Below are 17,907 nucleotides of genomic sequence, written 5' to 3'. Positions count from 1 at the left end.
TGCGAGGGCTCGTACGAGGACATGGGAGGCGGCGAGCTGTACTGCGACACCTGCGGGCTCGCCCCGGTCGTCGCGCCCGGGGGGCTCATCGGGTCGACGCCGACCGGGATGGCCGTGCCCGGCAAGGGGGCGGGGGGTGTCGGCGGGCCGGACTCCGGCTCCTCGCGGAGCGGTTCGCGGGCCTCCTCGCGCGCCTCGTCCCGGTCCTCGACCTCGCGCCGGTCGGTCTCCGGCCGGCTCTCGCGCTCGCTCTCCGGGGCCTCCGGGGCCTCCACGGGCCGCTCGGTGTCGGTGCGCAGCTCGGGCTCGTCGACCGGGCAGTCCGCCCGGAACCGGCTGGGCGCGGGCCTGGTGACGATCCCCGAGGTGCCGCGCCCCGACCCGCGGGCTGCGGTGATGGAGAACGCCGAGGTCCCCGAGCGGAAGCGTTTCTGCTCCCGTTCGGACTGCGGGGCCCCGGTGGGCCGCGCGCGGGGCGACCGGCCGGGCCGCACGGAGGGCTTCTGCACCAAGTGCGGGCACCCGTACTCCTTCGTGCCGAAGCTGCGCGCCGGCGACATCGTCCACGGCCAGTACGAGGTCGCGGGCTGCCTCGCGCACGGTGGACTCGGCTGGATCTACCTCGCCGTCGACCGGGCCGTCTCCGACCGGTGGGTGGTCCTCAAGGGCCTCCTCGACACCGGCGACCAGGACGCCATGGCCGCGGCGATCTCCGAGCGCCGCTTCCTCGCCGAGATCGAGCACTCCAACATCGTCCGCATCTACAACTTCGTCGAGCACCTCGACCAGCGCACCGGCTCCATGGACGGCTACATCGTCATGGAGTACGTCGGCGGCAAGTCGCTCAAGGAGATCGCCAACGACCGGCGCACCCCCGACGGCCGGCGCGACCCGCTGCCGGTGGAGCAGGCCTGCGCGTACGGGATCGAGGCCCTGGAGGCGCTCGGACACCTGCACAGCAGGAACCTGCTGTACTGCGACTTCAAGGTCGACAACGCCATCCAGTCCGAGGACCAGCTGAAGCTCATCGACATGGGCGCGGTCCGGCGGATGGACGACGACGAGTCCGCGATCTACGGCACGGTCGGCTACCAGGCGCCGGAGGTGGCCGAGGTCGGCCCGTCGGTGGCGAGCGACCTGTACACGGTGGCGCGCACGCTCGCCGTGATGACCTTCGACTTCCAGGGCTACACGAACGTCTTCGTGGACTCGCTGCCCGACCCGGATCACATCGAGGTCTTCCGGACGTACGAGTCGTACTACCGCTTCCTGGTGCGCGCCACCGACCCGGACCCGGCCCGCCGGTTCGCCTCCGCGCAGGAGATGGCGGAGCAGCTGACGGGTGTGCTGCGCGAGGTCGTGGCGCTCCAGTCGGGGCGGCCGCGGCCGGCGCTCTCGACGCTCTTCGGCACGGAGGTGCGGGTCACGGACACCACGCTGTTCGCCGAACTGACGGAGGACGTGTCGCTGCTGGGCGCCCGCCGGGGCCGCAAGCGGCGCGGAACGCCCGCGGCGGGCACGGTGCCGGCCGGTGCGGGCACGGTGCCGGCCGGTGCGGGCACGGTGCAGGCGCCGACGGCGGGGGCCGTTCCGGGGCAGGCGCCGGGCGCCGGGGCGCAGGCGCTCCCCGGTCCCGGGCTCGGAGGGCTGCTCGCGCCGCTCGACGCGCCCGCCACCGCGCTCGCCCTGCCCGTGCCGCGCGTCGACACGAGCGACCCCAACGCCGGTTTCCTCGCCGGTCTCGCGGCCGCCGCCCCGGGCGAGCTGCTCGGGGCGCTCCAGGGCGCGCCCGCCCCCTCCGCCGAGCTGAGACTGCGCACCCTGCGCGCCCAGTTGGAGCTGGGTGACCTGCCCGCCTCCGCGCGGACCCTCGCCGGGCTGGAGGAGCGGGACCCGGACGACTGGCGGGTCGTCTGGTACCGGGGCGTCGCCTCCCTGGTGACCGGCGACCACGAGCACGCGGCGCTGGCCTTCGACGCGGTCTACGACGCCTTCCCGGGCGAGCCGGCGCCGAAGCTGGCCCTCGGGATCTGCGCCGAGGTCCTCGGCCAGCTGGACAACGCCGCCGAGTACTACCGCCTGGTGTGGGCCACGGACCCCAGCTTCGTCAGCGCGGCCTTCGGGCTCGCCCGGGTCCGGCTCGCGGCCGGCGACCGCAGCGGAGCCGTACAGGCCCTGGAATCCGTACCGGAGGCGTCGATCCACTACACGGCGGCGCGGGTCGCGGCCGTGCGGGCGCGGCTGCGGCGGCGCCCGGCGCACGAGCCGCTCGGCGCCGATCTGACGGCGGCCGCGGCGCAGGTCTCCGCGCTCCAGGGCTTCGGTCTGGACGCGGTGCGCCGGGAGCGGTTGTCGACGGAGGTGCTCGGGACGGCCCTCGACTGGGTACTCTCCGGGAGTCCCGGTGCGGCACCGGGCGGCGGCGCGCTGCTGCTCGGAAGTGAACTGGACGAGCGCGGACTGCGCTTCGGCCTCGAACGCTCGTACCGGGTGCTGGCCCGGCTCGCCCAGCGGGGCGAGGAGAGGATCGAACTGGTGGAGCGGGCCAACCGCTTCCGCCCCAGGACGTGGGTGTGAGGATGTCCCAGAAGCCGAAGCCGTCGCACGGACTCGCCGCCTGCCCGGGCTGCGCGGAGCCGCTGGAGTCGGGTGACCGGTTCTGCGGGGCGTGCGGCTACGACCTGTCGGCCGTGCCGTCCGCCGAGGCCGGTCCCGACCGCCCGACCGTGGCGATCGGCACCCCCGTGGCCTGGCCGGCCGCCCCGCCCCGCGACCCCGGTTCGCTCTCGACCCTGACCCAGCACCCGGGCGACCTGCCGGGCACCGACTCCGGCGGCCGCGACCTCCCGACGATGGAGGTCCGCACGGACGGCCCGGTCCCGGCGGGGGACGGCACGACCGCGCCGGACGACGACGCACGGGGGGCCGCCACGCCCGGCGGAACGGCGCCCGGTGCGGAGGCAGACGGCGCCGCAGGGCCCGGCGGCGCCCCGGCACCCGTGTCCCCCGCGCCCGCGTCCCGCTCCCTCGGATCCCCCACGTCCGACGGAGACTTCGAGCTGGCCGCACCCGACCCCCGTGCCGCCGTGCGGGCGGAGCCGGCCCCGGCCGCCGCGGCGCCCGCCGCCGCCCCGGCGCCCACCGCTCCCCCCGCCCCCGCTCCCGCCGCCGTGATCTGCGTGGCCTGTCGGGCCGGGCGGGTGGACACCGACGGGTACTGCGAGAACTGCGGGCACGCGCAGCCGCGCGAGCGCGACCACATGGAGCGGGAGCTCGCCGGCGTCGCCGCCGTCAGCGACCGCGGGCTGCGCCACCACCGCAACGAGGACGCGTTCGCCGTCTCGTCGACCACCCTGCCCGACGGCTCCCCCGCCACCCTCGCGATCGTCTGCGACGGCGTCTCCTCGGCGACCCGCCCCGACGAGGCCTCCGCCGCCGCCGCCGAGGCGGCCGGCGCCTCGCTGCTCGCCGCGCTGCCCCGGGGCACGCACCCGCAGCAGGCGATGCACGAGGCGATCGTGGCCGCCGCCGAGGCCGTCAACTCCCTCGCGGAGGAGCCCGGTGAGGACGGCGCGGAGCACGACCCGCACCGCCACCGCAACGCCCCGGCCTGCACCATCGTCGGCTCCGTCGTCGCCTCCGGCCTGCTCGTCGTGGGCTGGGTCGGCGACAGCCGGGCCTACTGGGTGCCGGACGACCGCAGCACCCCGCCCGCCCGGCTCACCGAGGACGACTCGTGGGCCGCGCAGATGGTCGCGGCGGGCCTGATGAACGAGGCCGAGGCGTACGCGGACGAGCGCGCCCACGCGATCACCGGCTGGCTCGGCGCCGACTCGTACGAACTGGACCCGCACACCGCCGCGTTCAAGCCGGATCGTTCCGGCGTGGTGGTGGTCTGCACGGACGGTCTGTGGAACTACGCGGAGGCCGCGGAGGACATGGCCCGGGTCGTCCCGGCGGACGCCGCGGACCGCCCGCTGCACGGCGCGCAGGTCCTCGTCGGCCACGCCCTGGACGGCGGGGGCCACGACAACATCACGGTCGCGCTCGTCCCGTTCACCGTCACTCCGCAAGGGGCGGGATCCGCCTGAGAGCGGTCGCCGATCCCCGTCCCCTTCACCGTTGTTGCGTCTGTCGCGTAGGAGCCGAAAACAGATGGCGAACTTCTCCAAGCCGACCGTGCCCCAGTTCTCGGTGGACGTCTACCAGAACGAGTTCCTGCCGGAGGGCGGCCGGGACGTCAGCGCGATCGTCACCGTCACCTCGACCGGGGGCGGCACCAGCGGCGGATACACGGGCTTCGCGGGCGGGTCGGCCGCGGCCGGTGTGGTGATCATGGTCGACTGCTCCGGCTCGATGGACTACCCCGCGACCAAGATGCGCGGCGCGCGGGAGGCCACCGCCGCCGCCGTCGACACCCTGCGCGACGGCACGCACTTCGCCGTCGTCGCCGGGACGCACGTCGCGAAGGAGGTCTACCCGGGGAACGGCGGCCTCGCGGTCGCCGACGCCCGGACCCGCGCCGAGGCGAAGGAGGCGCTGCGCCGGCTCTCCGCGGGCGGCGGCACGGCGATCGGCACCTGGCTGCGCCTCGCGGACCGGCTGCTCTCCTCCGCCGAGCTCACCATCCGGCACGGCATCCTGCTCACCGACGGCCGCAACGAGCACGAGTCGCCGGAGGAGCTGCGGGCCGCGCTCGACGCCTGCGCAGGCCGGTTCACCTGCGACGCGCGGGGGGTCGGCACGGACTGGGAGGTCAAGGAGGTCACCGGGATCGCCTCGGCGCTCCTCGGCACGGCCGACATCGTCGCCGACCCGGCCGGGCTCGCCACCGACTTCACGACGATGATGGAGGACGCGATGGGCAAGGGCGTGGCGGACGTCGCGCTGCGCCTGTGGACCCCGGTGGGGGTCGAGATCATGTTCGTGAAGCAGGTGGCGCCGTCGGTCGAGGACCTGACGGGGCGGCGCACCGAGGCCGGGCCGCGCGCCGGGGACTACCCGACGGGCTCGTGGGGCGACGAGTCCCGCGACTACCACGTGAGCGTGCGGGTCCCCCAGGCGGCGGTCGGCCAGGAGATGCTCGCCGCCCGGGTCTCCCTGATCGCCCCGGACCCGGCGGGCGGCGATCCGCGCCCGCTGTCTCAAGGACTGGTACGGGCGGTGTGGACGGACGACCTCGCGATGTCGACGTCGATCAACCCGCAGGTCGCGCACTACACGGGGCAGGCCGAGCTCGCGGATGTCATCCAGCAGGGCCTGGATGCCCGCAAATCGGGCGATCGTGACGGTGCGACGGCCAAACTGGGCCGTGCCGTGCAGCTCGCGGCGGCCTCCGGCAACGCGGATACCGCGAAACTGCTTTCGAAGGTGGTCGACGTGGTCGACGCGGCGACCGGTACTGTGCGTTTGAAGGCGAAGGTCGCGGAAGCGGACGAGATGACACTCGAGACCCGCTCCACCAAGACCGTTCGCGTCAAGAGGTAGCCCGGCCACCCGGGCCGGACGACGAGAGGGGGAAGCACCGACATGCCGACCTGCCCGAACGGACACCAGTCGGTCTCCGACGACTGGTGCGAGGTCTGCGGCCATCGCATGGCCGGGGCGGGTGCGCCGACGGGTGCCGTACCGCCGCCTCCCCCGCCGCCGCCCCCCGCGTACGGATACCCCGGCCCCGCGGGCCCCGGCCAGCCCGGTCCCGGTCAGCCCCCGATGGGCCCGCCGCCGGGCGCCCCCGGTGCTCCGGGCGGCTTCGGCCCCGGTGCCCCCGCGGCCCCCGGCGGTTTCGGTCACGGTGGCGACCCGAACGCGACGGCCCAGGCGGAGCTGTGCCCGCAGTGCCGTACGCCGCGCGAGCCCATGGCGCCGTTCTGCGAGGAGTGCCGCTGGAACTTCCTCACGAACACGGCGACCTCGTACACGCCGCTGTCCCCGCACAACGCGCCCCACAACGCCCCGCCGCAGCAGCCCGGGCCGCCGCCCGGTCTGAACCTGCCGCCGGGCTTCCAGTCCTCGCCGCCCCCGCCGCCGCAGCAGCCCCAGCAGCCCCAGCAGCAGCCGGACCCGTTCGGCTACCAGGGCTCGCGGCCCTCGCAGGTGAACCGGCCGGCCGAGCCGCTGGGCGCCGAGCCCACGCACCACCAGGCCCCGCCGCAGCGCCCGCCGGCGCAGCAGCAGCCGCCCGCCCCGCCCGCGTACCTCCAGGCACCCGCCCAGGCCCCGGCCCCGCCCGCGCCGCCGCAGCCGCGCGCGGACGACGACTGGGTCCTGTCGCCGCCGTCGCAGCACCAGCCGCCCCAGGCTCCGCCGCAGCACCAGGCCCCGCAGGCACCGCAGCACCAGGCCCCGCCGCACCAGGCCCCGCCGCCTCCGCAGCAGCACCAGCCCCCGCAGCCTCCACCGCAGCAGGGCCCTCCGCCGCACCAGGGGCCCCCGCCGCAGCACCAGCACCAGGGGCACCAGCAGGGGCAGCAGCAGCCTCCGCAGCAGTTCCAGCCGCCGCGGCAGCAGCCCCTGAACTGGACCGCGGTCATCGGTCCCGACCGTGAGTACTTCATGGCGATGATGCAGCGCAGCGGTCCGGAGGCGACGGGCCTGAACCTGCCCGCGTACTCGCCGGACAAGCACCTGCCGCTCCGGGGCAACCAGGTCTCCATCGGCCGCCGCCGGCACTCCACCGGCGAGTCCCCCGACATCGACCTGTCGGTGCCGCCGGAGGACCCGGGCGTCTCGCACCAGCACGCCGTGCTGGTGCAGCAGCCGGACGGCTCGTGGGCGGTGGTGGACCAGAACTCCACCAACGGCACCACGGTGAACGGCGGCGAGGAGCCGATCCAGCCCTACGTCCCCGTCCAGCTCCAGGACGGCGACCGGGTGCACGTCGGCGCCTGGACCACGATCACGATCCGGCTCGCCTGACGAAGACCGTCCCGACGGAGACCGTCCTGACGAAGACCGTCAGGCGGTCCCCGGCAGGGGCCAGGCGTACGGTCCTCCGGGGTCGTCCAGCCAGGCCCACTGCCGGTCGCCGCTGACCGTCACCCCGAAGCGCTCCCGCCCCGGCCGCCGCTCGCGCAGCCAGAGCGAGAGCGCTTCGCGCCTGTCGAGGGTCCCGCCGACCAGCCCCCACAGGAAGAGGAAGCGCTCGTCCCCGGCCGGGCCGGGGCGCGGGTTGTCGTGCTCCGGGGCCCCGGCGGCGACGCCCCGGAGCGCCACGAAGTACGCGGAGGTCGCGAGGAACCGTCCCTCCGCGTGCGCGGCGTCGCGCACCCGCAGCAGGATCAGCCCGGTGGAGAGCGGCGCGAGGACGAGCGCGCCGGGCCGGCACTGGGCGAGCCAGGGGTGCGGGACGGAGGGCACCGCGCAGGTCGCCACGATCCGGTCGTACGGGGCGTGCTCGGGGCAGCCGCGGGCGCCGTCGGCGGCGAGCACGGCGGGCCGGTACCCGACGGCGGCGAGGTGGGTCCGGGCGGACTCGGCGATCTCCTCGTCGAGGTCGACGGTGGTGACGTGCTCCTCGCCGAGGCGGTGGCAGAGCAGGGCCGCGTGGTAGCCGCTCCCGGCGCCGATCTCCAGGACGTCGTCCCCGTCGCGTACGTCCAGGGCGTCGAGCATCAGGGCCATCAGGGAGGGCTGGCTGGCGGAGGAGACCAGCTCCCCGTCCCGTACCCGGGTGGCGATCGCGGTGTCCGCGTACGCCCCGCGCAGCCAGCGCTCCCGGCGCTCCGGATCGGGGTCGCCGGCCCAGAGCCGCTCGTAGCCGCCGGGCCCGGAGACGTAGTAGTACGGGACGAAGAGGTGGCGCGGCACCTCGGCGAAGGCCGCCCGCCAGGCGGGGTCCGTCAGCAGGCCGTCCGCCTCGATCTCCCGCACGAGCGCGCGCCGCTCCCGCGCGCCGGCCTCGGCGAACTCGTCCATGGGTCCACTCTCCCGCCCTCCGGGGCCCCGGGGCGAGGGGCCGTACGGGCGGTCCTAAGCCTCCGGTCCTCGGCCGGGGCATCTGAGACGATGGAACGGTGAACGAGATTCCCGGGGAAACGGTGCAGGAGCAGACCTTCTACGAGCAGGTCGGGGGCGAGGAGACGTTCCGCCGCCTGGTCCGCCGCTTCTACGAGGGGGTCGCGGCCGACCCGCTGCTGCGCCCGATGTACCCCGAGGAGGACCTCGGCCCGGCCGAGGAGCGTCTCGCCCTCTTCCTGATGCAGTACTGGGGCGGCCCCCGGACCTACAGCGACCACCGCGGCCACCCCCGCCTCCGCATGCGTCACGCGCCGTTCACCGTGGACCAGGCCGCCCACGACGCCTGGCTGCGTCACATGCGCGACGCCCTCGACTCGCTCGGCCTGGCTCCGGAGCACGAGAGCGAGCTGTGGCGGTACCTGACCTACGCGGCGGCCTCGATGGTGAACAGCGCGAACTAGCGGGTCACCGCCCCGGGGCACGGACTGAAACGTTCCGGACACGGAACGCCGAATAACGGTCACGATCCCATCAAGGTCCGCGTGAAAGCGGTTACCAGTGACGCGTGCCCTCTGAAAGCATCCGAGGAAACTTCAGCGGGTCCAGGGGGATGGGTGACGGGGTTCGTATTTCTGCGTGTCAGGGCACACCGGCTGCTGCTCGCCGCCGCACTGCTCGCCGTGCTCCTGACGACCTCGGTGCTCGCCACCCTCGCCGCCTTCTCCGGGGCGATCGGGGACGCCGCGCTCCAGGCCGGACTGCGCGGCCGGTCCGCGGCCGCCGCCTCGCTGCTCGTGAGCGGACAGGTGCCGGCCGCGAAACGGGCCGGTGCCGAGGCCGCCGTCGAGGACGGGACGCGGAAGACCTTCGACGGACTCCCGGTGACCGTACGGCGGCTCGAACGCTCGGGGCCGTACGCGCTGCCCCGCTCCCTCCAGCCGCCCGCCGCCCGCACGGGCGACCCCGACCTGACGCACTTCGCCGCGCTCGACCGCTCCCGGCTCTCGCTCGTCAAGGGCTCCTGGCCCTCCCCCGCCCGGACCGGCGGCGTCGTCGAGGCGGCGCTCCCCGAGGAGGCGGCCCGGCGGCTCAAGATCGGCCCCGGCACCGTGCTCGACCTCACCGACCGGCTCGACGGCCCGAAGGTGAAGGCCCGGATCACCGGCCTCTACCGCCCCGTCGACACCGCCGACCTGTACTGGCAGCTGGACCCGGCGGGCGGCCGCGGCGTGCGGACCGTCGCCTTCACCACGTACGGTCCGCTGCTCGCCGACCCGGCCGTCCTCGGCTCCGGGACGCTGAGCCCCGGCGACACCTCCTGGCTCGGCTCCGCCGACTTCACCGGCTTCACCACGGACCGGATGGACGCCCTGCGCACCACGGCGACCGAGGGCCCGAAGGCGCTGGCCGACGCCACGGACGAGTTCGGCACGACGATCTCCGCGTCGACCGCGCTCCCGACCGTCCTGGACCAGACCCAGCGGGCCCTGCTCGTCTCCCGCTCCACCCTCCTGATCGTCGCCGTCCAGCTGGTGCTGCTCGCCGCGTACGCGCTGCTGCTCGTCGCCCGGCTGCTCAGCACCGAGCGCTCCGGCGAGACGGCCCTGCTGCGGGCCCGCGGCGGTTCGCGGCGCCGGATCGCCGGGCTCGCCGCCGCCGAGGCCCTGCTGCTCGCCCTGCCCGCGGCGCTCGCCGCCCCCCTCCTGTCCGGCCCGCTGACCCGGCTCTTCGCCGAGCGGTCGGCGCTCTCCTCGCTCGGCGTGCACCTCGACACCTCGCCCTCGCTCCAGGTTTGGCTGGTCGCCGCCCTGGTCGCCCTGTGCTGCGCGGCGGCCGTCGTGGCCCCCGCCCTCGCCGCCGGGGACGGCTCCGTCGTCTCGCTGCGCAAGGCCCGCTCGGCGACGCTGCCCGGCCCGGTGCGCGCCGGGGCGGACCTCGGCCTCCTCGCCATCGCCGCCGTCGCGTACTGGCAGCTCCAGCGGCCGGCCGCCGCGGGCGGCACCCTCGGCGCGGACGAGGCCGGCGGCGGCTCCGTCGACCCGGTGCTCGTCGCCGCGCCCGCCCTCGCCCTGCTCGCCGGCACCGTCCTGACGCTGCGTCTGCTGCCGCCCGCCGCCAAGCTGGCCGAGCGGCGCGCGGCCGGCGGCCGCGGGCTCTCCGCCGCCCTCGCGGGCTGGCAGTTCAGCCGCCGGCCGCTGCGCGGCGCGGGCCCCGTCCTCCTCCTCGTCCTCGCCGTGGCGATGGGCATGCTGGCCATCGGGCAGAGCGGCTCGTGGGAGCGCTCGCAGGGCGACCAGGCCGACTTCCGCGTCGGTACGGACATCCGGGTGCTGAGCGCGGGACCCGGCGAGCCGACGCAGACCGAGCGGCTCGCCGCCGTCCCGGGCGTCGAGGCCGTGGCCCCGGTGCACCGCGCCTCCATGGACGTGTCCGGGAAGAACGCCACCGTCCTCGCCGTCGACACCCGCAACGCCGGCGGGCTGCTGCTGCGCCCCGACCTCTCCGCCGTCCCCGTCCCGTCCCTGCTGGCGCCGCTGACCCCGAAGACCGCCGGCGGCCGCGGCCTCCCGCTGCCCGCCGGGACCCGCACCCTCGCCCTCGACCTGCGGACCTCCGCGCCCGCGGGCACGCCCGAGGCGCGGGTCACGGCCGTCCTGGAGGACCCGAGCGGTGTCCCGTACCGGCAGGCCGTGGGATCGCTGCCCTCCGACGACCGCAGCCACCGGCTGAGCCTCGACCTCGGCGCGCTGACCGCCGTGCCCGGCACCGACGGCACCCGCGGCTCCGGCGGCCGCCTCACCCTCATCGGCCTGGAGCTCACCGGACCGGTCGCCGACGGCGCGCACCACACGCAGGTCCTGCACGTCGAGCGCTTCACCACCACCGGGGCCGACGGCGCCACGAAGACGCACGCCCCCGCGCAGGTCCTCGCCCCCTGGGCCTCCGCCTTCGAACTGGCCAGTGGCAGCCGGGGGACGACCGAGAGCGCCGCGAACGGACGTGCCGGCACCGCCGGACCCGGCGGCCGACCGGCCCCGTACTCCGTCTCGTTCTCGCTCACCGGCACGCCCACCGGGAACTCCTGGCTCGGCCCCTCGGAGTTCGCCCTGCGGCTGGACGCCCCCGCTCCGAAGGCCCCGAAGCGGCTTTCGGCCGTGGCCACCGAGGGCTTCATGGCGGCGAGCGGCGCCAAGCCCGGCGACCTGGTCGAGGTCGACTTCGACGGCCGGCAGATCGACGTCACCGTCGACCGGGTCGTCAAGGAGCTGCCCACCACCGGCCCCGGCGCCCGGACCGACGCGGCCGCCACTGCCGTCGCCACCCCCGAGGACGGCGGCGCGGTCCTCCTCGACCTGGCCGCGGTCAACCAGTACCTCGCGGCCTCCACCGGCGGGACCGTCACCCTGCCGCCCGACGAGTGGTGGCTGGCCGTCGCCCCCGGCCGCGTGGACGAGGTCGCCGAGGCCCTGCGCGCCCGCGCCGACGCGGACCCCGCCCAGGTCCTCGTACGCGACGAGGTCGCCGCCGAACTCCTCGGCGACCCGCTCGGCGCGGGCCCCAACGCCGCCCTGATGGCCGTCGCCGCGGCCGCCGCCGCCCTCGCCGCCGTCGGCTTCGGCGTCGGCTCGGCCGGCGCGATGCGGGAACGGTCCGCCGAATTCGGGGTGTTGCGGGCGCTCGGCGCGCCGCAGCGCAAGCTCGCCCGGCTGATCGCCGCCGAACAGGGGCTGCTCATCGGCATCGGCCTGCTCGTCGGCATCGGGCTCGGCACCGTCCTGGCCCGGGCCGTCGTCCCGCTCGTCGTCCTCACCGGCCGGGCGACCCGGCCCGTCCCACCGGTCCTCGTCGAACTGCCCCTCGGCCAGGTGGCCCTGCTGCTCGCCGGCGTCGCCGCGCTGCCGCTGGCCATCGTCGCCGCGATCGCCCTGCGCCGCACCGATCCGGTCGTGACCCTGCGCCACCAGGGGGAGAACTGATGGCGCCGACCGATCCGTACAGCGATCACAGCGACAGCACCGACGTGCCGGGCCAGGACCCGGCCCCCGACAAGGGCTCCGACACTCCCGCCGTACGCAGGAAGGCCCCCGCCATGCCCCGGTCCCGGTCGTCCCGGTCCGAGAAGCCCGCCCGTCCGGTGGCGCCCTGGGTGCGGACCCGGCTGCGGACCGCGCCCTGGGCCGCCGCCGCCCTCGCCCTGCTCGTCCTCGTCACCGCGTACCTCGCGGCCGCGCTGCCCCGCGCCGTCGACCGGTACGAGACGGAGGGCCTCCGGCACGACATCCGGACGGCCGCTCCCCGCAGCTCGGTCCTCGAACTGACCAACCCCGTCCCCGTGGGCGAGCGCGGCCCCGGCCTCGTCCCCGGCCTCCTCCAGGCGCAGAGCGACGAGGTGCGGGACCTGTTCCCCGCGCCGATCCTGACCGACCCGGAGCAGAGCGTCCACGGCGTCCGCACGGTCAAGCGGGTCCCGGGCTCCGACCCGTGGCTGCCCCAGCCCGACGGGCTTCCGCCCGAGTTCGTCCTCTCCTCCCCCTCCGACCTCACCGATCACGCGACGCTGCGGAAGGGCCGGCTGCCGGCGGGCACGGCCGCCGCCCCGGAAGCCGTCGTGACCCCGCAGACCGCCGAGGCCCTGCGCCTGAAGCCCGGCTCCGTCGTGCACATACCGAGCCGGCTCGGCACCGAACCGGTCGCCGTCACGGTCACCGGGATCATCGAGCCCCGCGCCCCCCGGTCCCCGTACTGGTCGGTCGAGCCGCTGCTGCGCACCCCGGCGCTCGCCCCGAAGGTCGGCGACGAGATCAAGTACTACTGGCAGGCCGCGCTTCTCCTCTCCCCCTCCTCCGTGTCCGCCGCGCTCTCCACGACGAACGACGTGGAGGTCTTCTTCCGGTTCATGCCGGAGGCCGGCCACCTCACCGGGCGGGACGTCGACCGGCTCGACGCCGCGCTCGGCTCGGTGAAGGGCGGCCCCGACCTGGTCAAGATGCGCAAGGCCGTCAAGGGCAACGCCACCCTGACCACCCAGCTCGACGAGATCTCCGGCTCGTACCGCTCGATGCGCGAGGCCATCAACCCGGTCGTGGCCGTCGCCGTCTTCGGAATCGGCGCCGTCGCCGCGGTCGTCCTCGTGATGACCGGCGGCCTGTTCGTCGCCCGCCGCGACAGCGAGCTCTCGCTGATCCGCTCCCGTGGTGCCTCCCTCACCGGCATCGGCCTGCGGCTGCTCGGCGAGACCTCGGCCGTCGCCGTACCGGCCGCCGCGCTCGCCCTCGGCCTCGCGGTGGCCACCGTCCGGCCGCCCGACGACGGCTCCGGCGGGATCCCCCTCGGCCCCTCCGTCCTCGCCGCCGCGCTCGTCGCCCTGATCGCGATCCTGGTCCTGCCCGTGCGGGCGGTCGTCCTGCACCGGCGCCCGCGCCTGCACGGCGGCCGCGACGACCTGCTCACCGCCCGCCCCTCCCGGCGCCGCACGGTCCTCGAACTGACCCTGCTCGTCCTCGCCGTGGGCGCCGTCGCCTCGCTGCGGCTGCGCGGCACCGACGACTCCGGCGACCACCTGGTGAGCGCCGCCCCGGTGCTGGTCGGCCTGATCGCCGCCATGGTCCTCGTACGGGTCTACCCGCTGCCGCTGCGGTGGCTGGCCCGTCCGGCCCGCCGGCTGCGCGGGGCCGTCGGACCGCTCGCCCTGGCCCGTGCCGGACGCGCCTCCTCCTCGGGCGCCCTCCCGCTGCTCGCCCTCGTCCTCGCCCTGACCACGGCGGCCTTCGGCGGCTCCGTCCTCGCGGGCGTCGCCGACGCCCGCGACCGGGCCGCCCTCCTGGCCACCGGCGCGGACGCCCGGATCGGCAGCCCGATCGAATGGACCCCGCTGCCCGCCGGGCTCGCCGAGTCGGTGCGCGGTCTGAAGGGCGTACGGGACGTGGCGCCGGTCCAGATCGAGTACGGGGTCGACGTGCCGTCCTATCAGGGGACCGCCGCGCAGCCGATGAGCGCGCCGATCGTGGGCGTCGAGCCCGCCTCGTACACCCGGCTCGCGGACCGGACCGGCTTCGGGCCCTTCCCCGCCGGGCTGCTCGCCTCGACGGGCAGGGGCGGCGAGGGCGCCGTCGCGGACACCGAGCGGGTGCTGCCCGCGATCGCCTCGCCGAAGGTCGCCGAGCGGCTCGGCAAGGGGCCGATGGACATCGTCGCGGCGGCCGGTGTCTTCCGGGTCAGGGTGGTCGCCGTGCGGTCGGCCACCCCGGCCCTGGACGACGCCGACTTCCTCCTCGTCAACGGCGCCGACCTCACCCACCGGGCGGACACCTCACTGCTGGTCACGGGGCCGGTGGACGGCGCCGCGCTGCGCACCGCCGTGAAGGCGAAGTCGGTGCGGGGGAAGACCTCCCTCGCCGTGAGGCTGCGGACCGAGGAGCGGGCCACGTACGTGGACTCGCCGCTCCAGTCGGGCGCCGAGCGGATCTACCTCGGCGCGATCGGCGCGGGCGCCGCCTTCGCCGTGATCGCCGTGCTCCTCTCGCTGCTGCAGAGCGCGCCGGAGCGGAACACGCTCCTCGCCCGGCTGCGGACGATGGGACTCACCCGCGGGCAGGCACGACGGCTGCTCGGCCTGGAGGCGCTGCCGCAGGCCGTCCTCGCGGCGCTCGGCGGCATCCTCGTCGGCTGGACGACGGTGCCGCTGCTCGCCCCGGGCATCGACCTGTTCCGGCTGGCGCTCGCGGCGGCGCCGGGCTTCGCCCCGCTGGACAGCGCCCCGCTGCGGGCCGACCCGTGGTCGCTGGTGCTGCCCGCGCTCGCCGTCGTCGTCCTGACGGGGCTCGCGGCGGTCGGACAGGCGTGGTGGGCGGGGCGCAGGAGCTCGATCAAGGAACTCAGGGCAGGAGACGCACGATGACGCAGACCGGCACGGCCCCGTCCGACACGACTCTGGAGGAGCTGGAGCGGCGGGCCACCGCGCACCGCGACCGGCCCTCGTACGGTCATGACGCGCTCATCGCCTGCGACCGTCTGGTCCGCATCTTCACCACGGACGGGGTGGAGGTGCAGGCGCTCCAGGGGCTCGACCTCCTCGTGAAGGAGGGCGAGCTGATGGCCCTGGTCGGCGCCTCGGGTTCCGGCAAGTCGACGCTGATGAACATCCTGGCGGGCCTGGACGTGCCGACCGCGGGCGCGGCCCGGGTCGCCGGCTGCGACCTGCTCGGGATGGACGGCAAGGCGCGGCTGCGCTACCGCCGCGAGGTCGTCGGCTTCGTCTGGCAGCAGACCGCCCGGAACCTCCTGCCGTACCTGACGGCGGCCCAGAACGTGGCGCTGCCCATGCAGTTGCGGGGCCGCTCGAAGCAGAAGGCGGAGCGGGCCGAGGAGCTCCTCGCCATGCTGGGCATCTCGGAGATCCGCGACCGCCGGCCGCACCAGCTCTCCGGCGGCCAGCAGCAGCGGGTGGCGATCGCGGTCGCCCTGGCCAACAACCCGGCCGTGCTCCTCGCCGACGAGCCCACCGGCGAGCTGGACTCGGCCACCGGAGAGCAGGTCTTCGCGGCCTTCCGCCGCGCCAACGAGGAGCTGGGCACGACGATCGTGATCGTCACCCACGACCAGGCGGTCGCCTCCGAGGTGCGCCGCACGGTCGCCATCCGCGACGGCCGCACCTCCTCGGAGGTGCTGCGCCGCACGGAGGTCGACGAGCAGGGCCAGGAGTCGCTGGTGGCACGGGAGTACGCGATGCTCGACCGCGCGGGCCGGCTCCAGCTCCCGGCGGACTACACCCAGGCCCTCGGCATGGAGCACCGGGTGGCCCTGGAGCTGGAGCAGGACCACATCGGGGTGTGGCCGGACGACGCGGAGGGCTGAACCGTCGGCGGCCGGCACGCGTCCCACTCGGGGGGTGACGCTCATGTCGTCGATGAAAACGTCCACTGACGCCCGGAGTCGGGGTGTGGCGACCCTGCCGGCGCTCTGCGCGGTCGCGCTCTACGCCTGGTCGGCCTGGAGCTTCGGGGGCGCCACGTCGCCGTCCACCACGGTCGCGGTCTCGGTCGGCGGGGCGGCCGTCCTCGCGGCGGGGGTGGCGTACTACCTGCTCGTCGACGGGGTCGCGGGCCTCTTCGGCGCGCTCGCGCTGGTCGCCGCGCTGCTGCTCACGGTGACCGTCGCCGATCGGACGGCGGCGCGCGGGGCGGTCGCCGACTGCGTCGTCGTGAAGGTCCGCGAGGAGGAGTCCTCGTCGGTCGGCGAGGGCGGCGGCACGAGGACGCGGTACGTCCACACCCTGCGCTGCCCGGGCGGCTATCCGTCGTCCCTGTCGGAGGCCCGTCGGCTCGCCCCGGACGGCGGGGAGGTCAGGGTGGCCTACGACCCGCGCCGGCGGGTGGCCCCGGCGGTGGAGGGGTCCCGTGTGCCGTGGGGCCAGGGGGTCCTCGCCGTGCTCCTGCTGGCCGCCGCGACGGCCGGGGCGCGGCGGTTCAGCCGGTGGAGCCGGTCAGGTCCATGAGCCCGGCGGCGGTGGGCCGGAAACCGCACCGCTCGTGGAATGAAGCGAGGTGCGGCTCGTAGTCCACGTGCAGCCAGTGCGCGCCGCGCTCGCGGGCGGCCTCGGCGGCGGCCCGTACGAGGGTGACGCCGAGACCCCGGCGGCGCTCGTCGGGGTGGACGGTGGTGTCGAGGAGGAAGGCGTGGACGCCGCCGTCGCCGACGACGTTCACGTATCCGACGAGCCGCCCGGCACGGCGGGCGGTGACCCGCAGGAGGCTGCGGGCGAGGACGGGGCCGAAGTCGGTGTCCCGGTGCCCGGGCCAGGCGGCGTGGAAGAGGGCGTTGAGCTCGTCCCCGTCGAGAGGCCCGTCGACCTGGATGTCGGTCACCGGGGGGTGAGACCCATCGCGATCGGCACGGTGCGCAGCGCGATCGAGCCGTACGGGGTGCGCAGCCGCAGCCACGGCCCCGAGGCGAACAGGGCCGTCGGCGCCTCCCCCGGCGGCAGGAAGCCGAGGGACTGCGCGGCGTGCACGGCGCGCAGCGGCAGCCCGGTGGTGCCGAGGGTCCGGGACCAGATCTCGCGGCCGATGGCGTCGCGCTCGGCCCGGGTGCGCCGCTCCTCCGGCAGCTCCTCGTCCCGCGTACGGAACTCGCTGACGGCGGCCGCGACGGCGCCCCGCATCCCGGCGACGTCGGGAAGGCCGGGGACCGGCTCCCAGCCGCCGCGCGGCGGGAGGACCCCGGTCCACGGCGGGCCGGTCACGGAGTCCGGGACGACCGCCTTGCCGGCCGACTCCTCGATGCCGTCGAGGAGTTCACCGGCGGAGACGGTGACGTCCAGGTCCACGGCGTCGACGAGCCGGGCGGTGCGGATCGCGAGCACCTCGAACGACGGCGGCCGTCCGAAGACGGCCAGCGCCCCGCCGGCGGCCTGGAGGCGGACGGCGGCGGCGCGGTCGTAGTGCACCAGCCGGCCCAGGAAGGCGGCGAGGGCCGCCGCCTCCCTCGGGTCGGCGAAGTGCAACGGAGCGAGCACGGTCATGCGGCGGACGACATCCCGTCGTCGACGTACTCCTCCAGGAAGCTGCGCTCCTCGGCGGAGATCCGCCGGGGACGCTGCGCCTCCAGGTCGAAGGGCACGACGACCGTCGAGGCCCGTACGTACGTGACGTCCGGGTCCTTGATCTCGTACGCGATCGTCAGGGACGCCGCGCCTATCTTCGTGACCCACGACTCGATGGTCACCGGCTCGTGCCGGTGGACCAGCGGTCGCACGTAGTCGATCTCGTGCCGGGCCACGACGGACCCGCCGGAGAACGAGGGGGAACCGTCCCCCGGCGCCAGCCGGAACATGAAGTCGATCCGCGCCTCTTCCAGGTACCGCAGGAAGACGACGTTGTTGACGTGCCCGAAGGCGTCCATGTCCGACCAACGCAGGGGACAGCTGTAGATGTGCCGAGCCATGAAGTG

At 75.7% G+C, this 17,907-nt stretch carries 13 protein-coding genes; 9 read left to right on the top strand and 4 right to left on the bottom strand.

Going from position 1 to position 17,907, the window contains the following annotated elements; genetic code table 11:
* Nucleotides 1-21 precede the first annotated feature (21 nt).
* The 4 genes from BLW86_RS24690 (at nucleotide 22) to BLW86_RS24675 (ending at nucleotide 6,918) form a co-directional block, all read left to right on the top strand.
* Nucleotides 22-2,577: a serine/threonine-protein kinase gene (locus tag BLW86_RS24690; RefSeq protein ID WP_107466122.1), complete on the top strand. Its 2,556-nt coding sequence runs from the start codon at nucleotides 22-24 to the stop codon at nucleotides 2,575-2,577.
* A gap of 2 nt (nucleotides 2,578-2,579) precedes the next feature.
* Nucleotides 2,580-4,091, top strand: coding sequence for a PP2C family protein-serine/threonine phosphatase (locus BLW86_RS24685; RefSeq protein ID WP_177181741.1), 1,512 nt, complete (start codon nucleotides 2,580-2,582; stop codon nucleotides 4,089-4,091).
* Between the two features lie 64 nt (nucleotides 4,092-4,155).
* Complete coding sequence (locus BLW86_RS24680; RefSeq protein WP_093876065.1) at nucleotides 4,156-5,487, top strand: vWA domain-containing protein; 1,332 nt, start codon at nucleotides 4,156-4,158, stop codon at nucleotides 5,485-5,487.
* 42 nt (nucleotides 5,488-5,529) lie between these two features.
* On the top strand, nucleotides 5,530-6,918 hold the full coding sequence (locus tag BLW86_RS24675; RefSeq protein WP_093876064.1) for an FHA domain-containing protein: 1,389 nt from the start codon (nucleotides 5,530-5,532) through the stop codon (nucleotides 6,916-6,918).
* A 39-nt stretch (nucleotides 6,919-6,957) separates the two neighbouring features.
* Here BLW86_RS24675 and BLW86_RS24670 read toward each other — a convergent pair whose 3' ends face one another.
* On the bottom strand, nucleotides 6,958-7,917 hold the full coding sequence (locus BLW86_RS24670; protein WP_093876063.1) for a methyltransferase domain-containing protein: 960 nt from the start codon (nucleotides 7,915-7,917) through the stop codon (nucleotides 6,958-6,960).
* A 98-nt stretch (nucleotides 7,918-8,015) separates the two neighbouring features.
* Between BLW86_RS24670 and BLW86_RS24665 the strand changes: the two genes are divergently transcribed.
* From BLW86_RS24665 to BLW86_RS42135, 5 genes are all read left to right on the top strand, one after another.
* Nucleotides 8,016-8,420 (top strand): globin, encoded by a 405-nt coding sequence (locus BLW86_RS24665; RefSeq protein ID WP_093876062.1) that lies wholly within the window; start codon nucleotides 8,016-8,018, stop codon nucleotides 8,418-8,420.
* 153 nt (nucleotides 8,421-8,573) lie between these two features.
* Nucleotides 8,574-11,936 (top strand): ABC transporter permease, encoded by a 3,363-nt coding sequence (locus BLW86_RS24660; protein ID WP_093876061.1) that lies wholly within the window; start codon nucleotides 8,574-8,576, stop codon nucleotides 11,934-11,936.
* Nucleotides 11,937-12,049: 113 nt separating this feature from the next.
* Nucleotides 12,050-14,857 carry an FtsX-like permease family protein gene (locus tag BLW86_RS24655; protein WP_093878842.1) on the top strand — a complete coding sequence of 936 codons (2,808 nt, stop codon included), beginning with the start codon at nucleotides 12,050-12,052 and terminating at the stop codon, nucleotides 14,855-14,857.
* Nucleotides 14,854-15,813, top strand: coding sequence for an ABC transporter ATP-binding protein (locus BLW86_RS24650; protein ID WP_093876060.1), 960 nt, complete (start codon nucleotides 14,854-14,856; stop codon nucleotides 15,811-15,813). The genes BLW86_RS24655 and BLW86_RS24650 overlap by 4 nt, the downstream gene beginning before the upstream one ends.
* An 85-nt stretch (nucleotides 15,814-15,898) precedes the next feature.
* Nucleotides 15,899-16,453 carry a hypothetical protein gene (locus BLW86_RS42135; RefSeq protein WP_093876059.1) on the top strand — a complete coding sequence of 185 codons (555 nt, stop codon included), beginning with the start codon at nucleotides 15,899-15,901 and terminating at the stop codon, nucleotides 16,451-16,453.
* Here BLW86_RS42135 and BLW86_RS24640 read toward each other — a convergent pair.
* From BLW86_RS24640 to BLW86_RS24630, 3 genes are read right to left on the bottom strand one after another with little or no spacing between them, the layout of a single operon-like run.
* Nucleotides 16,425-16,823, bottom strand: a complete 399-nt coding sequence (locus tag BLW86_RS24640; protein ID WP_093876058.1) for a GNAT family N-acetyltransferase — start codon at nucleotides 16,821-16,823, stop codon at nucleotides 16,425-16,427. The genes BLW86_RS42135 and BLW86_RS24640 overlap by 29 nt on opposite strands.
* The gene (locus tag BLW86_RS24635) at nucleotides 16,820-17,479 is read right to left on the bottom strand and encodes a DUF8010 domain-containing protein (RefSeq protein ID WP_093876057.1); all 660 of its coding nucleotides are present in this window, start codon (nucleotides 17,477-17,479) and stop codon (nucleotides 16,820-16,822) included. Before BLW86_RS24635 ends, BLW86_RS24640 begins: the two co-directional genes overlap by 4 nt.
* Nucleotides 17,476-17,901, bottom strand: a complete 426-nt coding sequence (locus BLW86_RS24630; protein WP_093876056.1) for an acyl-CoA thioesterase — start codon at nucleotides 17,899-17,901, stop codon at nucleotides 17,476-17,478. Before BLW86_RS24630 ends, BLW86_RS24635 begins: the two co-directional genes overlap by 4 nt.
* Between the last annotated feature and the right edge of the window lie 6 nt (nucleotides 17,902-17,907).

Origin of the sequence: Streptomyces sp. TLI_105 (genome assembly GCF_900105415.1) — a bacterium.
GTDB lineage: Bacteria > Actinomycetota > Actinomycetes > Streptomycetales > Streptomycetaceae > Streptomyces.
The sequence above is the reverse complement of the archived record's forward strand: the minus strand, read 5'-3'. Positions and strand labels throughout refer to the sequence as shown.

Excerpts from the sequence above, each read along its gene's own strand:
- BLW86_RS24690 (WP_107466122.1), top strand. The coding sequence starts at position 22 with ATGGGAGGCGGCGAGCTGTACTGCGACACCTGCGGGCTCGCCCCGGTC.
- BLW86_RS24685 (WP_177181741.1), top strand. The coding sequence starts at position 2,580 with ATGTCCCAGAAGCCGAAGCCGTCGCACGGACTCGCCGCCTGCCCGGGC.
- BLW86_RS24680 (WP_093876065.1), top strand. The coding sequence starts at position 4,156 with ATGGCGAACTTCTCCAAGCCGACCGTGCCCCAGTTCTCGGTGGACGTC.
- BLW86_RS24675 (WP_093876064.1), top strand. The coding sequence starts at position 5,530 with ATGCCGACCTGCCCGAACGGACACCAGTCGGTCTCCGACGACTGGTGC.
- BLW86_RS24670 (WP_093876063.1), bottom strand. The coding sequence starts at position 7,917 with ATGGACGAGTTCGCCGAGGCCGGCGCGCGGGAGCGGCGCGCGCTCGTG.
- BLW86_RS24655 (WP_093878842.1), top strand. The coding sequence starts at position 12,050 with ATGCCCCGGTCCCGGTCGTCCCGGTCCGAGAAGCCCGCCCGTCCGGTG.
- BLW86_RS24650 (WP_093876060.1), top strand. The coding sequence starts at position 14,854 with ATGACGCAGACCGGCACGGCCCCGTCCGACACGACTCTGGAGGAGCTG.
- BLW86_RS24635 (WP_093876057.1), bottom strand. The coding sequence starts at position 17,479 with ATGACCGTGCTCGCTCCGTTGCACTTCGCCGACCCGAGGGAGGCGGCG.
- BLW86_RS24630 (WP_093876056.1), bottom strand. The coding sequence starts at position 17,901 with ATGGCTCGGCACATCTACAGCTGTCCCCTGCGTTGGTCGGACATGGAC.